Annotated in this window: 27 protein-coding genes and 1 other annotated feature; of the genes, 15 read left to right on the forward strand and 12 right to left on the reverse strand. The window is 55.3% G+C overall.

Annotated features, from left to right (window positions below; genetic code table 11):
• Positions 1-9: 9 nt before the first annotated feature.
• The 6 genes from trpA to trpL all read right to left on the reverse strand — a co-directional run bounded on the left by trpA (position 10) and on the right by trpL (position 6,681).
• Complete coding sequence (gene trpA / locus RHN82_RS20295; protein ID WP_015570379.1) at positions 10-819, reverse strand: tryptophan synthase subunit alpha; 810 nt, start codon at positions 817-819, stop codon at positions 10-12.
• Entirely contained in the window at positions 819-2,012 is a 1,194-nt protein-coding gene (trpB, locus tag RHN82_RS20300; RefSeq protein WP_003856780.1) for a tryptophan synthase subunit beta, read from the reverse strand. Before trpB ends, trpA begins: the two co-directional genes overlap by 1 nt.
• Positions 2,013-2,022: 10 nt before the next feature.
• Positions 2,023-3,381: a bifunctional indole-3-glycerol-phosphate synthase TrpC/phosphoribosylanthranilate isomerase TrpF gene (gene trpCF, locus RHN82_RS20305; RefSeq protein ID WP_047051550.1), complete on the reverse strand. Its 1,359-nt coding sequence runs from the start codon at positions 3,379-3,381 to the stop codon at positions 2,023-2,025.
• Positions 3,382-3,384: 3 nt separating this feature from the next.
• Positions 3,385-4,980, reverse strand: a complete 1,596-nt coding sequence (gene trpD, locus RHN82_RS20310; protein WP_047051548.1) for a bifunctional anthranilate synthase glutamate amidotransferase component TrpG/anthranilate phosphoribosyltransferase TrpD — start codon at positions 4,978-4,980, stop codon at positions 3,385-3,387.
• Positions 4,980-6,542 (reverse strand): anthranilate synthase component 1, encoded by a 1,563-nt coding sequence (locus tag RHN82_RS20315; protein ID WP_047051547.1) that lies wholly within the window; start codon positions 6,540-6,542, stop codon positions 4,980-4,982. The genes trpD and RHN82_RS20315 overlap by 1 nt, the downstream gene beginning before the upstream one ends.
• Positions 6,543-6,565: 23 nt before the next feature.
• Positions 6,566-6,660: a sequence feature (Trp leader region), on the reverse strand.
• Positions 6,637-6,681, reverse strand: coding sequence for a trp operon leader peptide (gene trpL, locus RHN82_RS20320; RefSeq protein ID WP_071524153.1), 45 nt, complete (start codon positions 6,679-6,681; stop codon positions 6,637-6,639). It overlaps the preceding feature by 24 nt.
• Before the next feature lie 127 nt (positions 6,682-6,808).
• On the opposite strand from trpL, the gene rnm reads away from it, so the two are divergent.
• From rnm to rluB, 3 genes are all read left to right on the forward strand, one after another.
• The gene (gene rnm, locus RHN82_RS20325) at positions 6,809-7,702 is read left to right on the forward strand and encodes an RNase RNM (protein WP_026080677.1); all 894 of its coding nucleotides are present in this window, start codon (positions 6,809-6,811) and stop codon (positions 7,700-7,702) included.
• On the forward strand, positions 7,699-8,319 hold the full coding sequence (locus RHN82_RS20330; RefSeq protein WP_003856793.1) for an L-threonylcarbamoyladenylate synthase: 621 nt from the start codon (positions 7,699-7,701) through the stop codon (positions 8,317-8,319). The genes rnm and RHN82_RS20330 overlap by 4 nt, the downstream gene beginning before the upstream one ends.
• Before the next feature lie 97 nt (positions 8,320-8,416).
• Positions 8,417-9,292 carry a 23S rRNA pseudouridine(2605) synthase RluB gene (gene rluB, locus RHN82_RS20335; RefSeq protein WP_003856794.1) on the forward strand — a complete coding sequence of 292 codons (876 nt, stop codon included), beginning with the start codon at positions 8,417-8,419 and terminating at the stop codon, positions 9,290-9,292.
• Between the two features lie 36 nt (positions 9,293-9,328).
• Here rluB and cobO read toward each other — a convergent pair whose 3' ends face one another.
• The gene (gene cobO / locus RHN82_RS20340; protein ID WP_047051544.1) at positions 9,329-9,919 is read right to left on the reverse strand and encodes a cob(I)yrinic acid a,c-diamide adenosyltransferase; all 591 of its coding nucleotides are present in this window, start codon (positions 9,917-9,919) and stop codon (positions 9,329-9,331) included.
• Positions 9,916-10,677, reverse strand: coding sequence for a YciK family oxidoreductase (locus tag RHN82_RS20345; RefSeq protein ID WP_047051542.1), 762 nt, complete (start codon positions 10,675-10,677; stop codon positions 9,916-9,918). The genes cobO and RHN82_RS20345 overlap by 4 nt, the downstream gene beginning before the upstream one ends.
• Positions 10,678-10,929: 252 nt before the next feature.
• On the opposite strand from RHN82_RS20345, the gene sohB reads away from it, so the two are divergent.
• Positions 10,930-11,976, forward strand: a complete 1,047-nt coding sequence (gene sohB / locus RHN82_RS20350; RefSeq protein ID WP_023296716.1) for a protease SohB — start codon at positions 10,930-10,932, stop codon at positions 11,974-11,976.
• Positions 11,977-12,011: 35 nt separating this feature from the next.
• Here sohB and RHN82_RS20355 read toward each other — a convergent pair whose 3' ends face one another.
• Positions 12,012-12,263 (reverse strand): YciN family protein, encoded by a 252-nt coding sequence (locus RHN82_RS20355; protein ID WP_003856804.1) that lies wholly within the window; start codon positions 12,261-12,263, stop codon positions 12,012-12,014.
• A 398-nt stretch (positions 12,264-12,661) separates the two neighbouring features.
• Between RHN82_RS20355 and topA the strand changes: the two genes are divergently transcribed.
• The 6 genes from topA to acnA all read left to right on the forward strand — a co-directional run bounded on the left by topA (position 12,662) and on the right by acnA (position 20,147).
• Complete coding sequence (topA, locus tag RHN82_RS20360) at positions 12,662-15,259, forward strand: type I DNA topoisomerase (protein ID WP_003856806.1); 2,598 nt, start codon at positions 12,662-12,664, stop codon at positions 15,257-15,259.
• 186 nt (positions 15,260-15,445) lie between these two features.
• On the forward strand, positions 15,446-16,420 hold the full coding sequence (cysB, locus tag RHN82_RS20365) for an HTH-type transcriptional regulator CysB (protein WP_006810844.1): 975 nt from the start codon (positions 15,446-15,448) through the stop codon (positions 16,418-16,420).
• A 336-nt stretch (positions 16,421-16,756) separates the two neighbouring features.
• Positions 16,757-16,897, forward strand: a complete 141-nt coding sequence (locus RHN82_RS20370; RefSeq protein WP_213083754.1) for a YmiA family putative membrane protein — start codon at positions 16,757-16,759, stop codon at positions 16,895-16,897.
• A gap of 2 nt (positions 16,898-16,899) precedes the next feature.
• The gene (locus RHN82_RS20375; protein ID WP_032634178.1) at positions 16,900-17,070 is read left to right on the forward strand and encodes a hypothetical protein; all 171 of its coding nucleotides are present in this window, start codon (positions 16,900-16,902) and stop codon (positions 17,068-17,070) included.
• Positions 17,071-17,207: 137 nt separating this feature from the next.
• Positions 17,208-17,306, forward strand: coding sequence for a small membrane protein YmiC (gene ymiC, locus RHN82_RS20380; RefSeq protein ID WP_032103392.1), 99 nt, complete (start codon positions 17,208-17,210; stop codon positions 17,304-17,306).
• A gap of 165 nt (positions 17,307-17,471) precedes the next feature.
• On the forward strand, positions 17,472-20,147 hold the full coding sequence (acnA, locus tag RHN82_RS20385; protein ID WP_047051539.1) for an aconitate hydratase AcnA: 2,676 nt from the start codon (positions 17,472-17,474) through the stop codon (positions 20,145-20,147).
• A gap of 35 nt (positions 20,148-20,182) precedes the next feature.
• Here acnA and ribA read toward each other — a convergent pair whose 3' ends face one another.
• Entirely contained in the window at positions 20,183-20,773 is a 591-nt protein-coding gene (ribA, locus tag RHN82_RS20390) for a GTP cyclohydrolase II (RefSeq protein WP_003856813.1), read from the reverse strand.
• 197 nt (positions 20,774-20,970) lie between these two features.
• Here ribA and pgpB point away from each other — a divergent pair, with 197 nt between their 5' ends.
• The 5 genes from pgpB to yciH all read left to right on the forward strand — a co-directional run bounded on the left by pgpB (position 20,971) and on the right by yciH (position 24,625).
• Positions 20,971-21,738, forward strand: a complete 768-nt coding sequence (gene pgpB, locus RHN82_RS20395; RefSeq protein ID WP_003856815.1) for a phosphatidylglycerophosphatase B — start codon at positions 20,971-20,973, stop codon at positions 21,736-21,738.
• 148 nt (positions 21,739-21,886) lie between these two features.
• A complete protein-coding gene (locus tag RHN82_RS20400) occupies positions 21,887-22,195 on the forward strand; it encodes a LapA family protein (RefSeq protein WP_003856817.1) in 309 nt (102 codons plus the stop codon).
• Between the two features lie 6 nt (positions 22,196-22,201).
• Complete coding sequence (gene lapB, locus RHN82_RS20405) at positions 22,202-23,371, forward strand: lipopolysaccharide assembly protein LapB (protein WP_003856819.1); 1,170 nt, start codon at positions 22,202-22,204, stop codon at positions 23,369-23,371.
• 190 nt (positions 23,372-23,561) lie between these two features.
• Positions 23,562-24,299 (forward strand): orotidine-5'-phosphate decarboxylase, encoded by a 738-nt coding sequence (gene pyrF, locus RHN82_RS20410; RefSeq protein WP_047051535.1) that lies wholly within the window; start codon positions 23,562-23,564, stop codon positions 24,297-24,299.
• Positions 24,299-24,625: a stress response translation initiation inhibitor YciH gene (gene yciH / locus RHN82_RS20415; protein WP_003856822.1), complete on the forward strand. Its 327-nt coding sequence runs from the start codon at positions 24,299-24,301 to the stop codon at positions 24,623-24,625. Before pyrF ends, yciH begins: the two co-directional genes overlap by 1 nt.
• Before the next feature lie 104 nt (positions 24,626-24,729).
• Here the strand turns inward: yciH and osmB are convergent, their stop codons facing one another.
• Complete coding sequence (gene osmB, locus RHN82_RS20420; protein ID WP_003856823.1) at positions 24,730-24,948, reverse strand: osmotically-inducible lipoprotein OsmB; 219 nt, start codon at positions 24,946-24,948, stop codon at positions 24,730-24,732.
• Between the two features lie 262 nt (positions 24,949-25,210).
• Positions 25,211-25,963, reverse strand: coding sequence for a DNA-binding transcriptional regulator YciT (locus RHN82_RS20425; protein ID WP_003856824.1), 753 nt, complete (start codon positions 25,961-25,963; stop codon positions 25,211-25,213).
• Between the last annotated feature and the right edge of the window lie 8 nt (positions 25,964-25,971).

Consider the following 25,971-nt stretch of genomic DNA (forward strand, 5'->3'; position numbering starts at 1 on the left):
TGTTAACGGTTACGCCTTGCGCGTGGCCGCTTTCATGGATGTGACGAATGCGTGTAACTCAGCCAGCATCTGCTCTGGCTTATCCACGTTCTTCTCGATGATTTTCACGATAGCCGAACCGGAAATGGCCCCGGCGGCTTTCGCGTCAATCGCCGCAGTAACCTGATCCGGCGAGGAAATACCAAAGCCCTGAAGCGGCGGTGCAGCATGGTATTCGGCCAGCTTCTCCACCAGATGATGCAGCGGCAGCGCGGCTTTATTTTCCGCACCGGTGACGCCCGCACGGGAGAGCAGGTAAGTGTAACCCCGTCCGTAAGAGGCAATCTGGCGCAACAGATCGTCATCGGCATTCGGCGGACAGATGAAAATCGGCGCGACGTTGTGGCGCATTGCCGCCTGACGGAACGGCGCAGACTCTTCAACGGGCACGTCAGCCACCAGCACGGAGTCAACGCCCACGCGGGCGCACTCGGCGTAAAACGCATCAATACCGCGGCTGAACACCAGGTTGGCGTACATCAGCAGGCCGATCGGAATGGTCGGGTGCTTCTGACGGATCGCCGCCAGCATTTCAAAGCACTGGCTCGGCGTCACGCCCGCGGCAAACGCGCGTAGCGTTGCGTTCTGAATGGTCGGGCCATCCGCCAGCGGATCGGAGAACGGAATACCGAGCTCCAGCGCGTCGGCACCGGCATCAATCAGGGTGTCGATAATCTTCAGCGACTGCTCCGGGCCGGGGTCGCCCAGCGTCACGAAGGGAACGAAGGCGCCTTCCTGGCGAGCTTTCAGTTGTGCAAATGCGTTGTCGTAGCGTTCCATCAGATTTCCCCTCGTGCTTTCAGAATATCGTGAACGGTGAAGATATCTTTGTCACCGCGACCGGAAAGGTTTACCACCAGCAGCTGCTCTTTTTCCGGGTTTTCCTTCATCATTTTCAGCGCATGCGCCAGCGCGTGGGAAGACTCCAGCGCCGGGATGATCCCTTCATTGCGGCACAGCGTTTTGAAGGCCTCCAGCGCTTCGTCATCGGTGATGGAGACATAATCCGCGCGGCCGGTGCTGTTGAGGAACGCGTGCTGCGGCCCTACGGACGGGAAATCCAGTCCGGCAGAGATTGAGTAAGACTCCTCAATCTGCCCTTCATCAGTCTGCATCATCGGGGCCTTCATGCCGAAGTAGATCCCTACGCGGCCATGCTTCAGCGGCGCTCCGTGCTCGCCCGTTTCAATGCCGTGGCCGGCAGGCTCAACGCCAATCAGCCCAACGCTGGTTTCGTCGATAAAATCGGCAAACATGCCGATGGCGTTAGATCCGCCGCCAACGCAGGCGATCACCGCATCCGGCAGGCGACCCTCTTTTTCAAGGATCTGCGCTTTAGTCTCTTCGCCGATCATGCGCTGGAATTCACGCACGATGGTCGGGAACGGGTGCGGGCCCGCGGCGGTACCGAGCATGTAGTGGGCGGTTTCGTAGCTGCCAGACCAGTCGCGCAGCGCTTCATTACAGGCATCTTTCAGCGTGGCAGAACCGCTGTGCACCGGGATCACTTCCGCCCCCATCAGACGCATACGGAACACGTTTGGCGACTGGCGCTCAACGTCCTTCGCCCCCATGTAAATGCGGCATTTCAGACCGAGCAGGGCGCTGGCGAGCGCTGAGGCCACACCGTGCTGTCCCGCGCCGGTTTCGGCGATGATTTCGGTTTTACCCATCCGCTTCGCGAGCAGCGCCTGGCCAAGCACCTGGTTAGTTTTATGCGCGCCCCCGTGCAGCAGATCTTCACGCTTAAGATACAGCGTGGTTTTGGTGCCTTCGGTCAGGTTGCGGCATTTGGTCAGCGCCGTCGGACGACCGGCGTAGTTTTTCAGCAGGTCAGTAAACTCCGCCTGAAACGCCGGATCTTTCTGTGCGCTCACAAACGCTTCTTCCAGCTGGCGCAGCGCGGGCATCAGGATTTGTGGGACATACATCCCACCGAACTCACCAAAATACGGGTTAAGTAATGTCGTCATCTTCTCTTCCTTAATATGCACGCAGAGTTTTAAATACCGATGCCAGCTTGCTGGCGTCTTTTATGCCCGGTTGGGACTCTACGCCTGAATTGAAATCGAGGCCGGCGCAGCCGGTTTTGGCCGCTTCCACACAGTTATCGGGGCTTAATCCCCCCGCCAGCAGGACATTGTCCAGCACTTCGCCACGCAGCAGTGACCAGTCGAAACGCTGCCCGGTGCCGCCCTGGCCGTTGTCGAGCACGTATTTATCAACATGCTTCAGGTTACGCGCGGGCAGGGTGGCGCCAACGCTTTGCGCTTTCCAGATCTGAACCTGAGGCGCCAGAACATGTCGCAGAGCATCGATGTACGCCTGATCTTCATCGCCGTGCAGCTGAACTGCGCTCAGGGATAACGCGTCCGCTTTAGCTGCAATGTCGTTAATATCCGCATTGCGGAACACGCCCACGTAGCTCAGTGGCGCAGCCGCGATCACCTTGCGCGCCTGTTCCTCATTTACTGCGCGAGGAGAGGACTCAACAAAGATCAGACCACCATAGATTGCGCCCGCTTCATATGCGGCCTGCGCATCCTGTTCACGGTTCAGGCCGCAGACTTTGTTCTCACCCAACAGTACGCGGCGCACGGCCGCGTTAAGGTCTTCGTGTTCCATCATCGCGGAGCCGATCAGGAAACCGTTGGCAAAGTGGCTGAGTTCGCGCACCTGAGCGTAGCTGTTAATCCCGGATTCGCTGATCACCGTGACGCCCGCGCCCAGACGCGGCGCAAGCTGGCGCGTACGGTTGAGGTCAATCGACAGGTCGCGCAGGTCGCGGTTGTTAATGCCGACCACTTTGGCTTCCAGCGCGATGGCGCGCTCCAGCTCCTCTTCGTTGCTTACTTCGGTCAGCACGCCCATATTCAGGCTGTGCGCGACGGCGGAGAGCTGGCGATACTGCTCGTCATCCAGCACGGAGAGCATCAGCAGGCAGGCATCGGCCTGGTAAAAGCGCGCCAGCCAGATCTGATACGGGTCGATAATAAAGTCTTTGCACAGAATCGGCTGCGGCGCGATGCCGCTGACTACGGGCAGAAAATCGAAGCTGCCCTGGAAATATTTCTCATCCGTCAGCACAGAAATGGCAGACGCATGATGCTTGTAGATACCGGCAATACGCGCCGGGTCGAAATCGTCGCGGATCACGCCTTTGGACGGAGACGCTTTTTTACACTCCAGAATAAACGCGGTACGCGCGCCCTGGAGCGCATCATAAAAACGACGGCTGCTCGGAACGACATCATTCTGAAAACTGGCGAGCGGCTGCTGTTGCTTACGGGCTTCCACCCAGATGGCCTTATCGGCGACGATTTTCGCTAAAACGGTCTGCATTATTTACCCTCTTGCCGCAAGTGCGGTAACGCGATCGTAAGCTGCACCGGAGCGCAGTACGTCCAGAACTTTTTGGGCGTTGGCTTTCAGATCTTCCTCGCCATGTAAACGCATCAGCATGGCTACGTTGGCCGCCACGGCGGCCTCATGGGCGGCCTCACCTTTACCTTGTAATAAGCGCGTGAGAATGTCACGGTTTTCTTCCGGCGTGCCGCCCGCCAGGGCGTTCTGATGGTACGGGGTCAACCCGAAGTCAGCGGCCTCAAGCTGATAGTTCAGCACTTCGCCGTTATTCAGTTCCGCCACCAGCGTGGGCGCATGCAGGGAAACTTCATCCATCCCGCCGCTGTGTACCACGGCGGCGCGTTGGTAACCGAGGACGCGCAGCGTCTCCGCAATCGGCAGGACCAGCTCCGGGCTGTAAACGCCAATCAGCGCCAGCGGCGGGTGCGCCGGGTTAATGAGTGGACCGAGCACGTTAAACAGCGTGCGGGTTTTAAGCTGCTGGCGAACCGGCATCGCGTGGCGGAAACCGGTGTGATACTTCGGCGCGAACAGGAAACAGACGCCCAGATCATCCAGCGCTTCACGGGAACGCTCGGCGTTCATGTCCAGGTTGATACCGAAAGCCGCCAGCAGGTCGGACGATCCGGAACGGCTGGACACGCTGCGGTTGCCGTGTTTCGCCACTTTCAGACCGCATGCCGCGGCCACAAAGGCGCTGGCAGTGGAAATATTGATACTGTTACTGCCGTCGCCACCGGTCCCGACAATATCGGCAAACGGATAGTCCGGGCGCGGGAACGGGGCGGCATTTTCCAGCAGCGCGGTTGCCGCACCGGCGATCTCCTGTGGGCTTTCGCCGCGTACCTTCATGCTCACCAGCGCAGCGGCCAGCTGCTCAGGCTTCAGCTCACCGCGCACGACGGCGGAGAACAGCTGGTGGCTCTCCTGCTGGCTCAGGGTCTGGGCCTGATACAGTTTTTCCAGAATCGGTTGCAGGGTGTTGGTCTGCTCCAGCTTTTGCAGCGCCCAGTCGAGCGTTTGCTCCAGCAGGCGCGCGCCGTTGGACGTCAGGATAGATTCCGGGTGGAACTGCATTCCGCAGACGCGATCCGCATCATGACGCACCGCCATCACCATCCCTTCAAACGAGGCGTTAATGGTCAGCCCGGCCGGAATATTGCTGCCGACCAGCGAGTGGTAACGCGCTACCGGAAGCGGGTTCGGCAGCCCGGCAAACATCGCCTGACCGTCATGTTCAATACTTGACGCTTTACCATGCAGGATCTCCCCCGCCTGACCCACGTAACCGCCGTAGGCTTCGACAATCGCCTGGTGGCCAAGGCAGATGCCGATAATCGGCAGCTTGCCGCGCATACGGGTCAACAGCTCAGGCATACAGCCTGCTTCGCTCGGTGCGCCTGGCCCCGGGGAGAGCATCAGCACCGGGTTTTGCATGGTCGCCAGACGGTCAATCAGCGTCTGGGCCGGAACGTGGTTGCGATAGATAACGACGTTGTGACCATTCGCACGCAGCTGATCTGCCAGGTTGTAGGTAAAGGAGTCGATATTATCGAGCAGCAGAATGTCAGCCATCAGAAAATCTCCTGTGCATGGTGTGCGGTAGCAATGGCGCGCAGTACCGCGCGCGCTTTACTGCGGGTTTCGTCGGCTTCCGACTGCGGAACAGAATCCAGCACAATCCCGGCCCCGGCCTGGACGGTGGCAATGCCGTCCTCAACGTAGGCGGAGCGGATCACGATGCAGGTATCAAGGTCACCGTGAGCGGTGAAATAGCCCACGGCACCACCGTAGCTGCCGCGACGGCGTCCTTCCGCTTCGGCGATCAGCTGCATAGCGCGGACTTTCGGCGCGCCGCTCAGGGTGCCCATGTTCATGCAGGCGCGGTAGGCGTGCAGAACGTCGAGGTCGTGGCGCAGTTCACCCACCACCCGGGAGACCAGGTGCATGACGAAGGAGTAGCGGTCGACTTTGGTCAGGTCCGCCACGTAGCGGCTGCCTGGCGTGCAAATGCGTGCCAGATCGTTACGCGCCAGGTCAACCAGCATCAGGTGTTCGGAGAGCTCTTTATGGTCGGTACGCATTTCCAGTTCGATGCGGCTGTCGAGATCGCGGTCCAGGGAGCCATCGGCACGACGGCCACGTGGACGGGTTCCCGCTATCGGGTAGATCTCAATCTGGCGGCTGGTAGCGTCGTACTTGAGGGAGCTTTCCGGCGACGCGCCAAACAGAGTGAAATCATTGTCCTGCATAAAGAACATGTACGGGCTTGGGTTGCTCTTTTTCAGCACATCGTAAGCCGCCAGCGGCGACGGGCAGGGCAGTGAAAAGCGACGGGACGGCACCACCTGGAAAATCTCCCCGGCACGAATCGCTTTTTGCATCTGACGCACCACCGCGCCGTACTGATCGTCGGTCTGACTCACCTCGCAGGTCATCTTTTCAACACGCTGCACCGGCAGCGCGGGCGGTGCTTCCGACATCTGCTGTTGCAGTTGGGCTATGCGCTGCGCGAGGCGATTTTTCTCAGACACAGACGGCGTGAACAGGCTAGCCTGGATGCGGGTGTATTTTTTCTGATGGTCGATCACCAGCAGGGTTTCGGCCAGGTAGAAGCAGTAGTCCGGGCAGCGGTTACCCTGCTCGGTTTCCGGTAAATCTTCAAAGCCAGCAACCAGGTCGTAAGCAAACAGCCCGCCAAAGAACATCGCTTCGCGCTCATCTTCCGGCATGGCCACCAGATTTTGCAGCAGACGGAAGGCGTCAAAAACGGAGAGCGAGCAGAGGCGGGCATCCTCATCCAGCAGCTGGCTTACCGGTGGGAAATGCAGAATTCGCAGGTCCGGATGACGCTCATTTTCAATGCCTGAAGGCAGAGCCGTATCCAGCAGCGGCAGCAGCGATGCGCCATTCTCAGATAACGCCTTGATAGTGACGGTGTCACCCGACGCGGTAATGCGCAGCGCGCTGTCAACCAGCAGCAGGCTTTTAAGATCGTCCTTGCTGTCAATGTCAGCAGATTCCAGCAGCAGCGTCGCGGGACGTGCGCCGCACACCTGATGAAACAGCGCGGTAGGGTTATGGCGATAGGCCGCCTCGCAGGTCAGCAGTTCGAGGTGGGGTTTGGCTGTTTGCATGTTGTTGTTCTCATATTCTGTTCAAAAAAAAGCCCGCTGGGTAGCGGGCCGGGTATCTGTTTGCTTATCGCAGACGTGTGACACTGCCCGAAGATCAGGAAGTACGCCACCAACCGTGCAGAGCGAAATGTGCTGTCATTTTCAGATACCTTTCTCGTGTGAACTTGCGTACTAGTTAACTAGTTCGATGGCGTGTTGTCAACCCCTGATTTCAGTATTTCACGGTTAGTCGGTATCATAGGGGCTTCGGATGTCTCCAACCTGTTATGGGAAGTGCTTTGAGCGATACCACCTACGCCGTAATTTATGATTTACACAGCCATACGCAGGCTTCAGATGGCCTGCTGACACCCGAAGCCCTGGTCCATCGCGCCGTTGAAATGCGTGTCGGCACGCTGGCAATAACCGATCACGATACCACTGACGGCATTCCCGCCGCGCGCGCCGAGATTGCCCGCAGCGGACTGGCGCTGGATCTGGTGGCCGGGGTCGAGATCTCGACGGTCTGGGAAAACCACGAAATTCATATCGTTGGCCTGAACATCGATACGGAACATCCGGCCATGCGTGCTTTTTTGCAGGAACAAAAAACACGCCGCAATCAACGCGCGGAGATGATTGGCGAACGTCTGGAAAAAGCGCATATTCCCGGTGCGCTGGAAGGCGCGCGAAAGCTGGCGAACGGTGGGGCGGTGACGCGCGGCCATTTCGCCCGTTTTCTGGTGGATGCCGGTAAGGCGACGACCATGGCGAATGTCTTTAAAAAGTATCTGGCGCGCGGGAAAACCGGATACGTTCCCCCACAGTGGTGTACAATAAAACAAGCTATTGATGTGATTCATCATTCTGGCGGTAAGGCCGTGCTGGCCCATCCGGGGCGGTATAATCTTTCTGCTAAATGGCTGAAAAGGCTGCTGGCGCACTTTGCCGAATGCGGCGGTGAGGCGATGGAAGTTGCCCAGTGTCAGCAGGCACCCAATGAGCGGTCGCAGCTCGCGACCTACGCCCGTCAGTTTGGTCTGCTTGGGTCACAGGGTTCAGATTTCCATCAGCCCTGCGCGTGGATTGAACTGGGGCGCAAGCTCTGGTTACCCGCGGGCGTTGAGCCTGTCTGGCAGCTCTGGGAACAGCCACAGCAAATTGAAGAGAGGGAAGTATGAGTCAGTTTTTCTATATCCATCCGGATAACCCCCAGCCACGTCTGATTAATCAGGCCGTGGAGATCGTCCGCAAAGGCGGCGTTATTGTCTACCCAACCGATTCTGGCTATGCGCTGGGCTGTAAAATCGAGGACAAAGGGGCGATGGAGCGCATCTGTCGCATCCGCCAGCTGCCGGACGGCCACAACTTTACCCTGATGTGTCGCGATCTCTCTGAGCTGTCGACCTATGCTTATGTTGATAACGTGGCCTTTCGCCTGATTAAGAACAACACGCCCGGTAACTACACCTTCATTCTGAAAGGGACAAAAGAGGTACCGCGTCGTCTGTTGCAGGAAAAACGTAAAACCATCGGCATGCGCGTACCGTCGAACCCGATTGCCCAGGCGCTGCTGGAAACCCTCGGCGAGCCGATGCTCTCCACATCGCTGATGCTGCCGGGCAGTGAGTTTACCGAGTCCGACCCGGAAGAGATCAAAGATCGTCTGGAGAAGGTGGTAGAGCTGATTATTCATGGCGGCTATCTTGGCCAGCAGCCGACCACCGTGGTGGATCTCACCGAAGACGCGCCAGAAGTGATTCGTGAAGGCGTGGGCGATGTTAAGCCTTTCTTGTAAGGGTGTAAGCAGATATACTACGCGGCCATCAAAGCAGGGCGCCGCCCTGTTATTGACCTGATTCGACGCCTGTGAAGGCGACACCTGAGGAAGCTCAATGAGCGAGAAGTTACAGAAAGTGCTGGCGCGTGCCGGCCACGGTTCGCGCCGTGAAATCGAAGCCATTATTGAAGCAGGCCGCGTGAGTGTGGACGGTAAAATCGCCACGCTCGGTGACCGCGTTGAAATCGTACCGGGGCTGAAGATCCGCATTGACGGCCATCTTATCTCCGTGAAAGAGTCTGCTGAACAGATCTGCCGCGTGCTGGCTTACTACAAGCCGGAAGGCGAACTGTGTACCCGCAACGATCCGGAAGGCCGCCCGACGGTGTTTGACCGTCTGCCAAAACTGCGTGGCGCCCGTTGGATTGCCGTAGGGCGTCTGGACGTGAACACCTGCGGCCTGCTGCTGTTCACCACCGACGGTGAACTGGCAAACCGTCTGATGCACCCGAGTCGTGAAGTGGAACGTGAATACGCCGTTCGTGTTTTCGGCCAGGTTGATGAGAACAAACTGCGCGACCTGTCGCGTGGCGTTCAGCTGGAAGACGGCCCTGCGGCGTTCAAAACCATCAAGTTTACCGGTGGTGAAGGCATTAACCAGTGGTACAACGTTACCCTGACAGAGGGACGTAACCGCGAGGTGCGTCGTCTGTGGGAAGCGGTCGGTGTCCAGGTGAGTCGCTTGATTCGCGTCCGCTATGGCGACATTCTGCTGCCGAAAGGCCTGCCACGTGGCGGCTATACTGAACTGGATCTGACGCAAACCAACTACCTGCGCGATCTGGTTGGCCTGACGCCAGAAACCACGTCGAAAGTGGCGGTAGAGAAAGATCGTCGTCGCATGAAGGCGAATCAGATCCGCCGTGCGGTGAAGCGTCACAGCCAGGTTAGTAGCAATCGCCGCTCTGGCAGCCGTAATAACAACGGTTAATTGAAAAGCCCGGTGAGTATACCGGGCTTTTTTTCTTCAGTAATCAATCCCCATTTGCGCTTTGATACCCGCATCGAACGCATGCTTAACCGGACGCAGCTCGCTGACGGTATCAGCCAGCTCCAGAATGTCCCGATGACACCCGCGCCCCGTGACGATAACCGTCTGATTCGCTGGGCGGTTTTTCAGGGCAGCCAGCACGGCCTCCAGCGGCAGGTAGTCGTAGGCGACCATATAGGTGATCTCATCCAGCAACACCATGTTCAGCGACGGGTCTGAAAGCATTCTTTTGGCATGCTCCCAGACGGCGAGGCAGGCTGCGGTATCGGTTTCCCGGTTCTGGGTATCCCAGGTAAAACCGGTCGCCATCACCTGAAACTCAACGCCATGCGGCTCGAGCAGATTACGCTCGCCGTTGGGCCATTCACCCTTGATAAACTGGATCACGCCCACTTTCTGCCCATGCCCGACTGCGCGGGTGGCGGTCCCAAAGGCGGCGGTGGTTTTGCCTTTGCCGTTGCCGGTGAACACGATGAGGATACCGCGCTCGTCCTGAGCGGCCGCCACGCGTGCATTAACCTGTTCTTTCAGACGCTGCTGGCGCTGCTGATGACGATCTTCACTCATTGCGATATCCCCGGTTTGCGGCCTGGCTGGGCATCGAAGGTCATTCCGGTTTTGCGACGGCTGTCGTCACCCATCAGCCACAGGTAAAGGGGCATGATATCGGCCGGGGTTTTAAGCTTCTGCGGATCTTCTGTCGGGAAGGCGCTGGCGCGCATTTTGGTGCGCGTACCGCCCGGGTTAATACAGTTAACCCGCAGGTGGCGGCTTTGGTACTCTTCGGCCAGCACCTGCATCATTCCTTCGGTGGCAAATTTTGAGACGGCGTAAGCCCCCCAGTTCGCACGCCCCTGACGCCCCACGCTGGAGGAGGTAAAGACCAGCGAGCCGGAATCGGAGTTGAGTAATAAAGGAAGCAAGGCCTGGGTCATGAAAAACGTCCCGTTGACGTTAACCTGCATCACCTGCTGCCAAATCTCCGGATCCTGTTCATCCATCGGGCGCACTTCGCCCAGTAACCCCGCATTGTGCAGTACGCCGTCCAGACGCGGATAATGCGTACTTATGCGCTGGGCAAGGGCCTGACATGACGCGGGCGTGCAGGTCAGCAGATCGAGCGTATACCAGGGCGTGGGGGTACCGCCGGCGTTTTCGATTTCACGGGCGACGGCCTTAAGCTTTTCTTCATTACGTCCCAGCAGAATAAGGCTCGCACCGTATTCAGAATAGGTCAGCGCCGCTTCGCGACCAATCCCGTCGCTGGCACCGGTAACCAGAATGATGCGGTTCTGTAGAAGGTTTTTTTGTGGCTGATAATGCACGGTGGCTCCTCAGGCGCATTGGGCGTGACTTGCACCTTTATTAATGACTTTTCGGCTTTATGCCCGAAACAGCGTCAGAATTCAATCAGTCTACAGGACAGATCGCTGGTAAATTAACAATTTGCAAAGATTTAAACCAGAAACGGGGGATTCCTGAAGCCGCCTCGCAGAGGTAATGTCCAGAGCGAGACGCCTGCACAGGGCTGTTGTACACTGGCGTGAAAGATTCGTGGTTAAATCAAGGTGGAACGCGTGGAATTACTTTCTCAGTATGGGTTGTTTTTGGCCAAAATCGCGACGGTGGTTATTGCTGTCGCGGTGATTGCCGTCCTGATTGTCAACCTGACGCAGCGTAAGCGTCAGCGTGGTGAGTTACGCATTACCCGCCTGAGCGAGCAGTATAAAGAGATGCAGGAGGAGATGTCTCTGGCGCTGCTTGACGATCATCAACAGAAGCTGTGGCTAAAAGCCCAGAAGAAAAAACACAAGCAGGACGCCAAAGCTGCGAAGGCGAAAGCTAAGCTCGCCACGCCACAGGCTGACGCAAAACCGCGCGTATATGTGCTCGATTTTAAAGGTAGCATGGATGCGCATGAGGTCTCCTCTCTGCGTGAAGAAGTGACGGCGGTGCTGGCCGTGGCGACAGCCCAGGATCAGGTGGTGGTGCGTCTTGAAAGCCCGGGCGGCGTAGTGCATGGGTATGGACTGGCGGCGTCGCAGTTACAGCGTCTGCGTGATAAACAGATCCCGCTCACCGTTGCGGTAGATAAGGTCGCGGCGAGTGGCGGTTATATGATGGCGTGCGTGGCGGATAAAATCGTCGCGGCACCGTTCTCCATTATCGGCTCGATTGGGGTGGTCGCGCAGATCCCTAACTTCAATCGTTTCCTGAAAAATAAAGAGATCGACATCGAACTGCATACGGCGGGTCAGTACAAACGTACGCTGACGCTGCTCGGCGAAAATACCGAAGAGGGACGGCAGAAGTTCCGGGAAGATCTGAACGAAACCCACCATCTGTTCAAGGATTTCGTGCACCGCATGCGTCCAACGCTGGACATTGAGCAAGTGGCTACGGGCGAACACTGGTACGGCACGCAGGCGCAGGAGAAAGGGCTGGTGGATGAAGTGGGTACCAGCGACGACCTCCTGCTCAACCTGATGGAAGGCCGTGAGCTGGTGGGGGTGCGCTTCACCCGACGCAAGCGCCTGCTCGACCGTTTTACCAATAGCGCGGCAGAAAGCGCGGATCGCCTGCTGCTACGCTGGTTGCAGCGCGGACAAAAGCCGCTGCTGTAAAGACAAACGCGAGGCAGATGCCTCGCGTTTTCGTTTTAATCGACCAGGTGGTACTTCTCTGAGAGGGTATGCGCCAGGTATTTAAACATGTTAAACACGGCGGTGCTTTTTGGGGTGGGTAACCCTTGTTCATCAAGGAAGTATTCACCGCTGAACACCAGCACGCCATTACGTTGTTCCACGCCAGTCGCTTCAATCCCCGCCAGGGTGTCTTCATGGTCGCGAATGAGTTTGTTTGCTTCGATAAGCAGTGAAGCTCGGTCAATGGGTTGGGTCGTATTCTGCATATTCCACTCCTTAAACAGTGACAATAGTCTACGCCTGGGTCGCTTCGGGGGCAAATTTTCCCTGTTATCCGAGGGGATAAGGAACAGGGGCTGGCTGGCGGGATTTGCTTTTGCATGCTAATAAAGTTGCGTAACGAATTTTATCAGGTACAGTGTGCGCTTTCGTCATTCTGGCAACAGAATTGCTTGACATTCGACCGGGAATTCGTCACGAATGAACTTTGATGTGAGAAAAATACCCGAAAACTCAATGACCTGGATGTCGCCATTCTGACGTTCGGTAACACATAGGGGTTGATATCCCCTGACGACGTCGCAATATCAATGGCTCGTCGTCAGCGGAAGGGAAATCAACGTGCGGCGTATTCCTGGAAGAATTAAATTAGGTAAAGGTGAATATGGGTAAAGCTCTCGTCATCGTTGAGTCCCCGGCAAAAGCCAAAACGATCAATAAATATCTGGGCAATGACTACGTGGTTAAGTCCAGCGTTGGTCACATTCGCGACTTGCCGACCAGTGGCTCAGCCAGCAAAAAGAGCGCAGACTCTACCTCCACCAAAGGGGCTAAAAAGCCTAAAAAGGATGAACGTAGCGCGCTTGTCAACCGCATGGGTGTTAACCCATGGCACAACTGGGATGCACATTACGAAGTGCTGCCAGGCAAAGAAAAAGTCGTTAACGAGCTGAAACAGCTTGCTGAAAAAGCAGACCACATTTATCTCGCAACCGACCTTGACCGCGAAGGGGAGGCCATCGCATGGCACCTGCGGGAAGTGATCGGGGGTGATGACAAACGCTACAGCCGTGTAGTGTTCAACGAAATTACAAAGAATGCGATTCGTCAGGCGTTTGAAAAGCCGGGTGAACTGAATATCGACCGTGTTAACGCTCAGCAGGCGCGTCGCTTTATGGACCGCGTTGTAGGCTACATGGTCTCGCCGTTGCTGTGGAAAAAGGTCGCTCGCGGCCTGTCTGCGGGGCGTGTGCAGTCTGTGGCTGTTCGTCTTGTTGTAGAGCGTGAACGCGAGATCAAAGCGTTCGTCCCGGAAGAGTTCTGGGAAGTGGATGCGAATGTCACCACGCCGGGCGGCGATGCGCTGCCGTTGCAGGTGAGCCACCACAACGACAAACCGTTCCGTCCTGAAAATCGCGATCAAACCATGGCCGCCGTGGCGCTGCTGGAAAAAGCGCGTTATCAGGTTCTGGATCGTGAAGACAAACCGACCAGCAGCAAGCCTGGCGCACCGTTTATCACGTCAACTCTCCAGCAGGCGGCGAGTACGCGTCTGGGTTACGGCGTGAAGAAAACCATGATGATGGCCCAGCGTTTGTATGAAGCGGGTTACATCACCTACATGCGTACTGATTCCACCAACCTGAGCCAGGACGCTGTCAACATGGTGCGCGGCTATATCGAGGACAACTTCGGTAAGAAATACCTGCCGGACAGCCCTAATCAGTACGCCAGCAAAGAGAATTCTCAGGAAGCGCACGAAGCGATTCGTCCTTCTGACGTTTCCGTTCTGGCAGAATCGCTGAAAGATATGGAAGCGGACGCCCAGAAGCTGTATCAGCTGATCTGGCGCCAGTTCGTCGCCTGCCAGATGACGCCAGCGAAATACGACTCCACCACGCTGACCGTCGGCGCGGGTGATTTCCGCCTGAAAGCGCGCGGCCGTATTCTGCGCTTCGACGGCTGGACAAAAGTGATGCCTGCGCTGCGTAAAGGTGATGAAGACAGAACGCTGCCTTCAGTCAACAAAGGTGACGAGCTGTCGCTGGTTGATCTGGTCCCGGCTCAGCATTTCACCAAGCCACCTGCGCGCTTCAGCGAAGCATCGCTGGTGAAAGAGCTGGAAAAACGCGGCATCGGTCGCCCGTCCACCTATGCGTCAATCATTTCGACCATTCAGGATCGTGGATACGTTCGCGTTGAGAACCGTCGTTTCTATGCTGAAAAAATGGGTGAGATTGTCACCGACCGTCTGGAAGCAAACTTCCGCGAGTTGATGAACTATGACTTTACCGCGCAGATGGAAGACAGCCTCGATGAGGTTGCCAGCCATAAGGCAGAGTGGAAGAAAGTTCTCGACAGCTTCTTCAGCGATTTTACCAATCAGCTTGAGAAAGCCGAGAAAGATCCTGAAGAGGGCGGCATGCTGCCTAACCAGATGGTACTGACCAGCATCGACTGCCCAACCTGTGGCCGTAAAATGGGGATCCGTACCGCGACCACGGGCGTATTCCTCGGTTGCTCTGGCTATGCGCTGTCGCCGAAAGAGCGTTGCAAAACCACCATCAACCTCGTGCCGGAGAACGAAGTTCTCAACGTGCTGGAAGGGGACGATGCGGAGACCAACGCACTGCGCGCCAAACGCCGCTGTAAGAAATGCGGCACGGCGATGGACAGCTACCTGATCGATCCAAAACGCAAACTGCACGTTTGTGGCAATAACCCGACCTGCGATGGTTATGAGATCGAAGAAGGTGAGTTCCGCATTAAGGGCTATGATGGTCCAATCGTTGAGTGTGAGAAATGTGGTTCCGAAATGCACCTGAAAATGGGACGCTTCGGTAAGTACATGGCATGCACCAACGACGATTGTAAAAACACGCGTAAGATCCTGCGTAACGGTGAAGTTGCGCCGCCGAAGGAAGATCCGGTTCCGCTTCCTGAGCTGCCGTGCGAGAAGTCAGACGCGTATTTCGTGCTACGTGACGGTGCTGCCGGGGTATTCCTGGCGGCCAACACCTTCCCGAAATCGCGCGAAACTCGTGCGCCGCTGGTAGAAGAGCTGTACCGCTTCCGCGACCGTCTGCCGGAGAAACTGCGTTACCTGGCCGATGCGCCACAGCAGGATCCGGAAGGCAATAAAACCGTGGTGCGCTTCAGCCGTAAAACGAAGCAGCAGTACGTGGCGGCAGAGAAAGAGGGCAAAGCGACCGGATGGTCAGCCTTCTTTGTCGACGGGAAATGGGTTGAAGGCAAGAAATAATCTTTCCTTACCGTAACTTACCTCTGAAAGGGCCGGACTTCCGGCCCTTTTTTATTACGTAGTTATTATTTTTTGTTCCGTACTATACAGCCTGGCTATAAATGATATAGTGGTTATAGTTAACCCGTTTCTTATTATCAAATCGTCTTAAGCGATTGACGCATGCGCTAAATCGGATGGTCTGGCATGAAATTACAGCAGCTTCGCTATATCGTTGAGGTCGTCAATCATAACCTCAATGTCTCTTCCACCGCAGAAGGTCTTTATACCTCTCAGCCCGGCATCAGTAAGCAGGTGCGTATGCTGGAGGATGAGTTAGGTATTCAGATATTTGCCCGCAGCGGTAAGCACCTGACGCAGGTCACGCCGGCTGGACAGGAAATCATACGCATCGCACGGGAAGTGCTCTCCAAAGTCGACGCCATTAAATCCGTCGCCGGGGAACATACCTGGCCCGATAAAGGTTCTCTGTATATTGCCACCACGCATACACAGGCGCGTTATGCGCTTCCCGGGGTGATCAAAGGTTTTATCGAACGCTATCCCCGCGTTTCCCTGCATATGCATCAGGGCTCACCGACGCAAATCGCAGAGGCCGTGTCTAAAGGTAATGCAGACTTCGCTATCGCGACGGAAGCGCTCCATCTGTACGATGATCTGGTCATGCTCCCGTGCTACCACTGGAACCGCTCTATTGTTGTGACCCCGGATCACCCGCTGGCGGGGAAGGGCGAAGTGACAATCGAAGAACTGGCGCAATACCCGCTGGTGACCTATACGTTCGGCTTTACGGGCCGGTCTGAACTGGACACCGCGTTTAACCGCGCCGGATTAACGCCACGGATTGTCTTTACGGCGACGGATGCGGACGTCATAAAAACGTATGTGCGTCTGGGCCTGGGCGTTGGGGTTATTGCCAGCATGGCGGTGGATCCTGTCTCAGACCCGGATCTGGTGCGTCTGGATGCGCATGATATTTTCAGCCACAGCACCACCAAGATAGGTTTTCGTCGCAGCACCTTCCTGCGCAGCTATATGTATGATTTTATTCAACGCTTCGCGCCACATCTAACGCGCGACGTGGTGGATACAGCTGTGGCGTTACGCTCCAATGAAGACATCGAAGAGATGTTTAAAGACATTAAACTTCCCGCCAAATAATCACACCCGGTATCTTTCTTGCGCGGAAAGATACCGTCATTCCCCTTTAAACCTGAATTAGAATTATCATCATCTACGCCCACTGTCATATATCGTCATAACCCATTTAATGACTATGGTTTTACTGTCGCAAATTTGCGACAAAAGTAGAAACTAATTTACAGGTGTGCAAATTATTCTTTTCAATTATTTATTTCGGGTCAAAAGATTGAATTTTCCCAGGCTCAGATACGTAAATTCACTGGCTTTTCGGCTAAAGTTTCTTTAGGATTTATCTCATCGGATGATTACTTGTGCCAATTGTTTGGTCTCTAAATGATAAGCGATGTCGATTGTATGAGGTTAGCAATGCCGTCAGGAAGTGAAGAACCGCAAAGGGATCCCGCGCTTAAGCGTAAAGCCTGGCTGGCGGTCTTTCTTGGCTCTGCCCTGTTCTGGGTGGTGGTTGCTCTTCTTGTCTGGAATTACTGGGGTTGATTATGGTCATGACGGTGCGTACAGAAGCGCGAAAAGAGATGTGTCAGCTTCGTGACAATGTTCACAAAGCCCGTAAGGCGCCAGCAACCAGCGTGCCAGCTTCCTGGAAACTGACGCCACAACAGCAGGCCTTTATTGATGTGTTCGCGGAAGACGAACCCAAAAAACAATAATTTTGATTTTTGCGTAATGATGCAAATAGTCTGAATAAAGACTGTGCACTTTTGTACTCCTTAATAAATACACATCAGCAATATAGAACGAGGGCAGACCTCGCAACCTTTAATAATTAAAGTCTGGTGTCCCTATGATGAATAACATGACAACCGTAAAATACTGGTCATGGCTCGGCGTATTCTCAGCGTCGATCCTCTTCTGGTGTCAGCTCCTCTGGCTGGCCTTGCACTAAATCGTAAAACCTCGCCACGGCGGGGTTTTTTGTTTTATCCCTCGCGTTGGACCATTCCTAAATTTATCAATTTGGGTTGTTATCAAAACGTTACGACATCTTTGTGTTATCTTTAATTACAGCCCTGATGATTGTCAGGACATCCCTGTTTTTAAGGAGGAGCTTATGTCGTTAACCCTACGCGAAGCCAGTAAGGACACATTACAGGCGGAAAATAAAACCTGGCGCTACTACAGCTTACCGCTGGCTGCCAGAACGCTTGGGGACATTTCGCGGTTACCCAAGTCGTTGAAAGTCTTACTGGAAAACCTCTTGCGCTGGCAGGATGGCGACTCGGTTACCGAGGAGGATATCCAGGCTCTGGCAGGGTGGCTGAAAAATGCTCATGCAGACAGAGAAATTGCCTATCGCCCGGCCAGGGTGCTAATGCAGGATTTCACCGGCGTGCCAGCGGTTGTGGATTTGGCTGCCATGCGTGAAGCCGTTAAGCGTCTCGGGGGCGATACTGCTAAGGTTAACCCCCTGTCCCCGGTAGACCTCGTCATCGACCACTCCGTCACCGTCGATCACTTTGGTGACGACGATGCTTTCGGCGAAAACGTCCGTCTGGAGATGGAACGTAACCATGAACGCTACGTATTTCTGAAATGGGGACAGCAAGCGTTCAACCGCTTCAGCGTTGTTCCACCGGGCACTGGCATTTGTCACCAGGTCAACCTGGAATATCTTGGCAAAGCCGTCTGGAGTGAATTGCAGGATAAAGAGTGGGTGGCTTACCCGGATACGCTGGTGGGTACCGATTCACACACCACTATGATTAATGGCCTTGGCGTTCTGGGCTGGGGCGTCGGTGGTATTGAAGCGGAAGCGGCCATGCTCGGCCAGCCGGTATCAATGCTCATTCCCGATGTGGTGGGCTTTAAGCTGACCGGTAAATTGTCCGAAGGCATTACCGCCACGGATCTGGTTCTGACGGTCACCCAGATGCTGCGTAAGCATGGCGTGGTCGGTAAATTCGTTGAATTTTATGGCGATGGTCTGGATTCACTGCCGCTGGCGGACCGGGCCACCATCGCCAACATGGCGCCGGAATATGGCGCGACCTGCGGCTTTTTCCCGATTGATAGCGTTACGCTGGAGTATATGCGCCTCAGTGGTCGCAGCGAGGAGCAGGTGGCTCTCGTTGAGGCCTACACCAAAGCGCAGGGCATGTGGCGTAACCCGGGTGACGAGCCGGTATTTACCAGTACGCTGGAGCTGGATATGGGCACCGTTGAGGCAAGCCTCGCAGGGCCAAAACGTCCGCAGGACCGCGTCGCCCTGAGTAACGTTCCGAATGCCTTTGCCGCCAGCAATGAGCTGGAGGTTAACGCCGCGCAAAAAGATCACCGTCCGGTGGACTATGTTCTGAACGGGCATCAGTATCAGCTCCCTGACGGCGCCGTGGTGATCGCCGCTATCACTTCCTGTACCAACACGTCCAACCCGAGTGTGTTAATGGCTGCCGGGCTGCTGGCAAAAAAAGCGGTAGAGCTGGGGCTCAAGCCACAGCCGTGGGTTAAAGCCTCCCTGGCGCCTGGTTCGAAAGTGGTATCCGATTACCTGGCGCAGGCCAGACTCACGCCTTACCTCGACGAGCTGGGCTTTAACCTGGTGGGCTACGGCTGTACGACCTGCATCGGTAACTCTGGTCCACTGCCTGAGCCCATTGAAATGGCGATCAAGCAGGGTGATTTGACCGTTGGCGCGGTACTTTCCGGTAACCGAAACTTTGAAGGACGTATTCATCCGCTGGTGAAAACCAACTGGCTGGCCTCGCCGCCGCTGGTTGTAGCCTATGCGCTGGCCGGAAACATGAACATTAACCTGGCGACCGATCCGATTGGTCACGACCGCAAAAATGAACCGGTCTATCTGAAAGACATCTGGCCATCATCGCGCGAAATTGCGCGCGCGGTAGAAAAAGTTTCCACCGAGATGTTCCGCAAAGAGTATGCGGAAGTGTTCGAAGGCACAGCGGAATGGAAAGCGATTGACGTGGTGGGTTCCGATACCTATGACTGGCAGGATGATTCCACCTATATTCGCCTGTCGCCATTCTTCGATGAAATGCTGGCGGAGCCTGCACCGCTGAAAGATATTCACGGCGCGCGCATCCTGGCGATGCTGGGCGATTCCGTCACCACCGACCATATCTCCCCGGCGGGGAGCATCAAGGCGGACAGTCCGGCAGGGCGGTATCTGCAAAGTCGTGGCGTGGAACGTCGCGATTTCAACTCCTACGGTTCGCGCCGCGGTAACCACGAAGTGATGATGCGCGGGACCTTTGCCAACATCCGCATTCGCAATGAAATGGTCCCGGGCGTGGAAGGGGGCATGACGCGCCACCTGCCGGGTACAGAGGTCATTTCAATTTATGACGCAGCCATGAAGTATCAGCAGGAGGGGACGCCGCTGGCCGTTATTGCCGGGAAAGAGTACGGCTCCGGTTCCAGTCGCGACTGGGCGGCAAAAGGTCCGCGTCTGCTCGGGGTTCGCGTGGTGATTGCCGAATCCTTTGAACGTATCCACCGCTCAAACCTGATCGGCATGGGGATCCTGCCGCTGGAGTTCCCGCAGGGCGTGACGCGTAAAACGCTGGGTCTGACCGGGGAAGAGCAGATTGATATCAGCGGTCTGCAAAATCTGCAACCGGGTAAAACCGTTCCGGTGAAGTTAACGCGCGCAGATGGAACGACAGAAGTGCTGGATTGCCGGTGTCGTATTGATACGGCAACAGAGCTGACCTATTACCAGAACGACGGCATTTTACATTATGTGATTCGTAAGATGCTGGACTGAAAATTCGCCCGGCACATGTGCCGGGCGTTTTGCGTTTACTCGCTCAGCAGGTGCCCCATTTTGGCGGCTTTAGTATCGAGGTAATGCGCGTTTTTCGGGTTGCGGCCGACAATCAGCGGCACGCGTTCCACGATATTGATGCCCGCTTCAGTGAGGATTTCCACTTTTTTCGGGTTATTGGTCAACAGACGCACTTCGTCCACGCCCAGCAGCTTGAACATATCTGCGCACAGGGTGAAATCGCGCTCGTCAGCAGCAAAGCCGAGCTGATGGTTCGCTTCGACGGTATCGTAGCCCTGATCCTGCAACGCGTAGGCGCGGATTTTATTCAGCAGGCCGATATTGCGACCTTCCTGACGGTGATACAGCAGAACGCCACGTCCTTCCTCTGCGATATGAGAAAGGGCGGCTTCAAGCTGGAAACCGCAGTCGCAGCGCAGGCTGAACAGCGCGTCACCGGTCAGACACTCTGAATGAACGCGGGACAGCACCGGCGTTTGCCCCGAAATGTCGCCGAATACCAGGGCGACGTGATCTTGCCCGGTTGCCAGTTCTTCAAAACCCACCATCAGGAAATCGCCCCATGGGGTTGGCAGTTTGGCTTCTGCCACACGTTTAAGCTGCATGTGATTCTCCAGACCAGGCTGACACGTTTCGTGCCTTTGCCCCATTATGCTTTCTGTATTGGACTATTTTGCCACAAGCCCGGCAACTTCACCTAATCACCACCACGCTTTACAAACGTTAAACGCACAATCCGACATATCCACCTGAATGATGAAATTCAGTTATGATTGTGGTGCTTAGTGAAAAAGGAGAGGACATGCTTTCAATTGCCAGACGAACGGCCGCAGGCGCCGCCGTATTGCTCGTTATCCCCCTGGTCGTTTGGTTCTCCGGCTGGATGTGGCAGCCCGGACAAAACGAGACGTGGCTGAAAGCCTTATACTGGATAACCGAGACGGTCACCCAGCCGTGGGGGATTATTACGCACGTGCTGCTCTGTGGCTGGTTCCTGTGGTGCCTGCGCTTTCGCCTTCGCGCGGCGCTGGTACTGTTTGCCATTCTCGGCGGGGCCATACTTATCGGGCAGGGGGTGAAGTCGTGGGTCAAAGATCGCGTGCAGGAACCCCGTCCTTTCGTCGTCTGGCTGGAAAAAACGCACCATGTTCCGGTGGATGAGTTCTACAATTTAAAGCGTAAAGATCGCGGTGCGCTGGTAAAGGAGCAGCTTGCGGAACAGCAGGATATCCCGACCTTTTTACGCAAACACTGGCAAAAAGAGACCGGCTTTGCGTTTCCTTCCGGGCATACGATGTTTGCTGCCAGCTGGGCGCTACTTGGCGTAGGACTGCTGTGGCCGCGTCGGCGTACCCTCACGATTGCGATTTTGCTGGTCTGGGCGACAGGCGTAATGGGCAGCCGGATGCTACTGGGGATGCACTGGCCGCGTGATTTGGTGGTGGCAACGCTGATCTCGTGGGTACTGGTGACGCTGGCGACCTGGCTTGCACAACGTTTTTGTGGACCCCTGACGCCGCCGCCGGAAGAGAAGGAAGAAATAGCCGAAAGGGAGTCTGGCGGAACCTGAAGGTTGATATTCCGCATTTTGACCATAAATCCATGTAGGGCGCGTTACTTTTTCCATTTCGCGCCCGCCACTAAAATGGTAGCTTATAAGGCTGATTGCAGTGAGTTGAACACGCTTTATACGCTCGAACCACATAACGGGAAGTCATGTGAAATATTTACTCATTTTCTTACTGGTGTTGGCGATTTTTGTCATTTCAGTCACATTGGGCGCGCAAAACGATCAACAGGTAAGTTTCAACTATCTGCTGGCGCAGGGCGAGTACCGGGTGTCGAGCCTGCTGGCTGTGTTATTCGCGGCGGGTTTTGTCATCGGCTGGCTTGTATGCGGCCTGTTCTGGCTTAAGGTTCGTGTTTCTCTTGTTCGCGCTGAACGTAAAATTAAACGACTTGAACATCAACTTACGCCTGCGTCTGACATTCCGGCGAGCTCTGGTGTGCCGGTAGTCAAGGAATAATCGAATATGCTGGAGTTGTTGTTTCTGCTTTTGCCTGTCGCCGCAGCCTATGGCTGGTATATGGGCCGCAGAAGCGCGCAACAAACAAAACAGGATGAAGCAAACCGACTCTCCCGTGACTACGTTGCGGGGGTGAACTTCCTGCTGAGCAATCAGCAGGATAAAGCGGTGGATCTGTTCCTCGACATGCTTAAAGAGGATACCGGCACCGTAGAGGCGCATCTCACCCTGGGAAACCTGTTCCGCTCGCGCGGAGAGGTTGACCGTGCCATTCGTATCCACCAGACCCTGATGGAAAGCGCTTCGTTGACCTATGAGCAACGGTTGCTGGCCGTGCAGCAGCTTGGGCGGGATTACATGGCCGCGGGGCTTTACGATCGCGCCGAGGATATGTTCTCTCAGCTGGTGGATGAGACGGACTTCCGTATCGGTGCGCTTCAGCAGCTTCTGCAAATCTATCAGGCCACCAGCGACTGGCAAAAAGCGATTGATACCGCTGAACGGCTGGTCAAACTCGGCAAAGACAAACAGCGCGTCGAAATTGCCCACTTCTATTGCGAGCTGGCTCTCCAGCAGATGGGTAGCGATGACATGGATAAAGCCATGGCATTGTTAAAGAAAGGCGCCGCGGCCGATCGCAACAGCGCGCGCATTTCGATCATGATGGGGCGGGTCTTTATGGCTAACGGTGATTACGCCAAAGCCGTGGAGAGCCTGCTTCGCGTTATCGATCAGGACAAAGAGCTGGTCAGCGAAACGCTGGAAATGCTGCAAACCTGCTATCAGCAGTTAGGTAAGCAGGACGAGTGGGTTGCGTTTCTGCGTCGCTGCGTTGAAGAAAACACCGGTGCCACAGCCGAGCTGATGCTGTCGGATGTCGTCGAAGAGCACGAAGGGAGTGATACCGCCCAGGTTTACATTACCCGTCAGTTGCAGCGTCATCCTACCATGCGCGTCTTCCATAAGCTGATGGATTACCACCTTAATGACGCAGAAGAAGGGCGCGCTAAAGAGAGCCTGATGGTGCTGCGAGACATGGTAGGTGAACAGGTACGCAGCAAACCGCGCTATCGCTGCCAGAAATGCGGCTTCACCGCCTATTCGCTCTACTGGCATTGCCCTTCCTGCCGGGCGTGGTCCACCATTAAGCCAATCCGAGGTTTGGACGGGCAGTGATTTTTTAAAACGCTGTAATTTAGTTACAACATACTAATGATTGCAGTAATTTCGTCAGCACCGTGCGGTCTGGGGTTCAGCAGGAAAAGCAAAAGCATTCGATTCTGTTCATTTACCCCGAGGGCAGGTAGAATGCACGCCGTTTATCTGTTCCGCGCCGCTGCGCGCCCATAGACGAAAAGGGCTGGTCATGACGTCTGTTACATCCTCCACTTCCCGCGTAGTTACCGATTCTCCCGTAGTTGTTGCTCTGGATTACAATAACCGTGACGCCGCACTGGCCTTTGTTGATGGCATAGATCCCCGTGATTGCCGTCTGAAAGTAGGCAAAGAGATGTTTACGCTGTTCGGCCCGTCAATCGTCCGCGATCTGCACCAGCGTGGCTTCGACGTTTTCCTCGACCTGAAATTCCACGATATTCCAAATACCACTGCGCACGCCGTTGCTGCGGCGGCTGACCTGGGTGTGTGGATGGTTAACGTTCATGCATCGGGCGGGGCACGCATGATGACGGCTGCGCGCGAAGCTCTGGTGCCGTTTGGCAATGACGCTCCGCTTCTGATCGCCGTCACTGTGCTGACCAGTATGGATGAATCCGACCTGCGCGACCTGGGTGTGACGTTGTCACCTGCCGAACACGCGGAGCGTCTGGCGCGCCTCACGCAACAGTGTGGTCTCGATGGCGTGGTCTGTTCGGCTCAGGAGGCGGTTCGCTTCAAATCTGTGCTAGGCCGCGACTTTAAACTGGTAACGCCAGGTATCCGTCCGGCAGGCACCGAGTCTGGGGATCAACGACGCATCATGACGCCAGAGCAGGCGCTGAGCGCGGGTGTAGACTATATGGTGATTGGTCGCCCGGTGACGCAATCCGCTCATCCGGCAGAGACCCTGAAAGCGATTAATGCATCACTGAAAAAGGGGGCATAATGCGTGACGCCAACAGTCGTCTGGTCTATTCAACGGATACCGGGCGCATTGAAGAGCCAAAAGAGAAAGCTGAACGTCCAAAAGGCGATGGTATCGTGCGAATTCAGCGCCAGACCAGCGGCAGAAAAGGGAAAGGCGTTTGCCTTGTCACCGGCATTGACCTGGATGATGCAGACCTGGTAAAGCTCGCCGCTGAGCTTAAAAAGAAGTGCGGCTGCGGTGGGGCAGTAAAAGACGGCATTATTGAGATTCAGGGCGATAAACGCGATTTAATTAAAACGCTGCTGGAAGCCAAAGGAATGAAAGTCAAACTGGCGGGCGGCTAAAATAAATGAGCCACGGACATTGCCGTGGCTCTTTTTTTTTAGTGCGTAAGTCAGACCTGAAAATACTTAATATATTATTATACCGGTGAGAGCCGTTATGGTGATTATTTGCCCACCTGGTGACCGATAATACCACCTACGGCAGCACCACCTAATGTACCCAGCGTACTACCATCCGTTAATACTGCACCACCAAGCGCACCAGCACCGGCACCAATCGCGGTGTTACGGTCACGTTTAGACCAGTTAGAGCAAGCGCTCAGGGACATTGCTACAGTGATTGCCAGAACAGCGGCGGCTAATTTTTTGCTGGTAAAGGTCATAATACTTTCTCCTGAATTATCGATTCACGGAAAGGAATGCACTTTAAGTATAGACAATATCCCTACTTAAATTCTGTTCCCGTGAAAGCTGGTCGCGCAGGCGTTTCATCATCACGCAGGTGATAGTCACTTCCTGTTATATCGCTAATATTAATTTTACGTGTTTAAAACGGTTTCAACAGGTAAAAACTCTTAAAGGCAGGGTCGGAATACTCTCAGAGAAAGGTTTAAGTGCGCCCATTATTCGGGCGCAGCAGGATAATCAGGCCGTTTTTTTCACAATATCGACAGTCAGGCCGTCTTGTTCTAATTGCTGGCGATATTCATCGCGCAAACGCTCATCCGTAATCACACGGCTAAAGCGCGAAGCCGGACCCATCGTATAAGGGTGTACGGCGCCAAACTTAGAGCTGTCGGTCAGCACAATCGCTTCACACTCTTTGGCGAGTACGGCGTTAACCACGTCTGAACGCATCATGTCGCGACCGGTAAAGCCGGTGTCGGGCTGCCAGCCATCAATACCAATGAATGCCTTACTGAAGTGAACCTGCTGAACATATTGGCGCGTTAATGGCCCGACCATGCTTTCACTTTTCTTCTGGTAAATGCCGCCCAGCAGAATCACCTCACAGCGAGTTTCCTTCAACAGATGGGCGATATAGCTGCTTACGGTGATTATGGTAACGTCTTTTTGATCGGCGAGCGTGCGTGCCAGAAGGGCGTTACTGCTGCCATTTTCAATAAAGACGGTCTCACCGTTATTCACTAAGGATGCAGCAAACTCCGCCAGCTCCCGCTTGAGCGCATAATTGTTCATCATGCGGGTTTCGACGTCGTCGCTGTCCAGTGGAACGGCATATCCGTGCGCACGCCGCAGGTAGCTCTGTTTTTCCAGAAGATTCAGATCCTGACGAATGGTGACTTCAGAAACGCCGGTGGCTTTAGCGAGATCGACCACGCTTACGCGTCCCTGATCGATCACCATCTGCAAAATGATTTGTTGTCGGGAATTCATAGCATCCA

Origin of the sequence: Enterobacter cloacae complex sp. EB5, from assembly GCF_031432835.1 — a bacterium.
Taxonomy (GTDB): domain Bacteria; phylum Pseudomonadota; class Gammaproteobacteria; order Enterobacterales; family Enterobacteriaceae; genus Enterobacter; species Enterobacter hormaechei_C.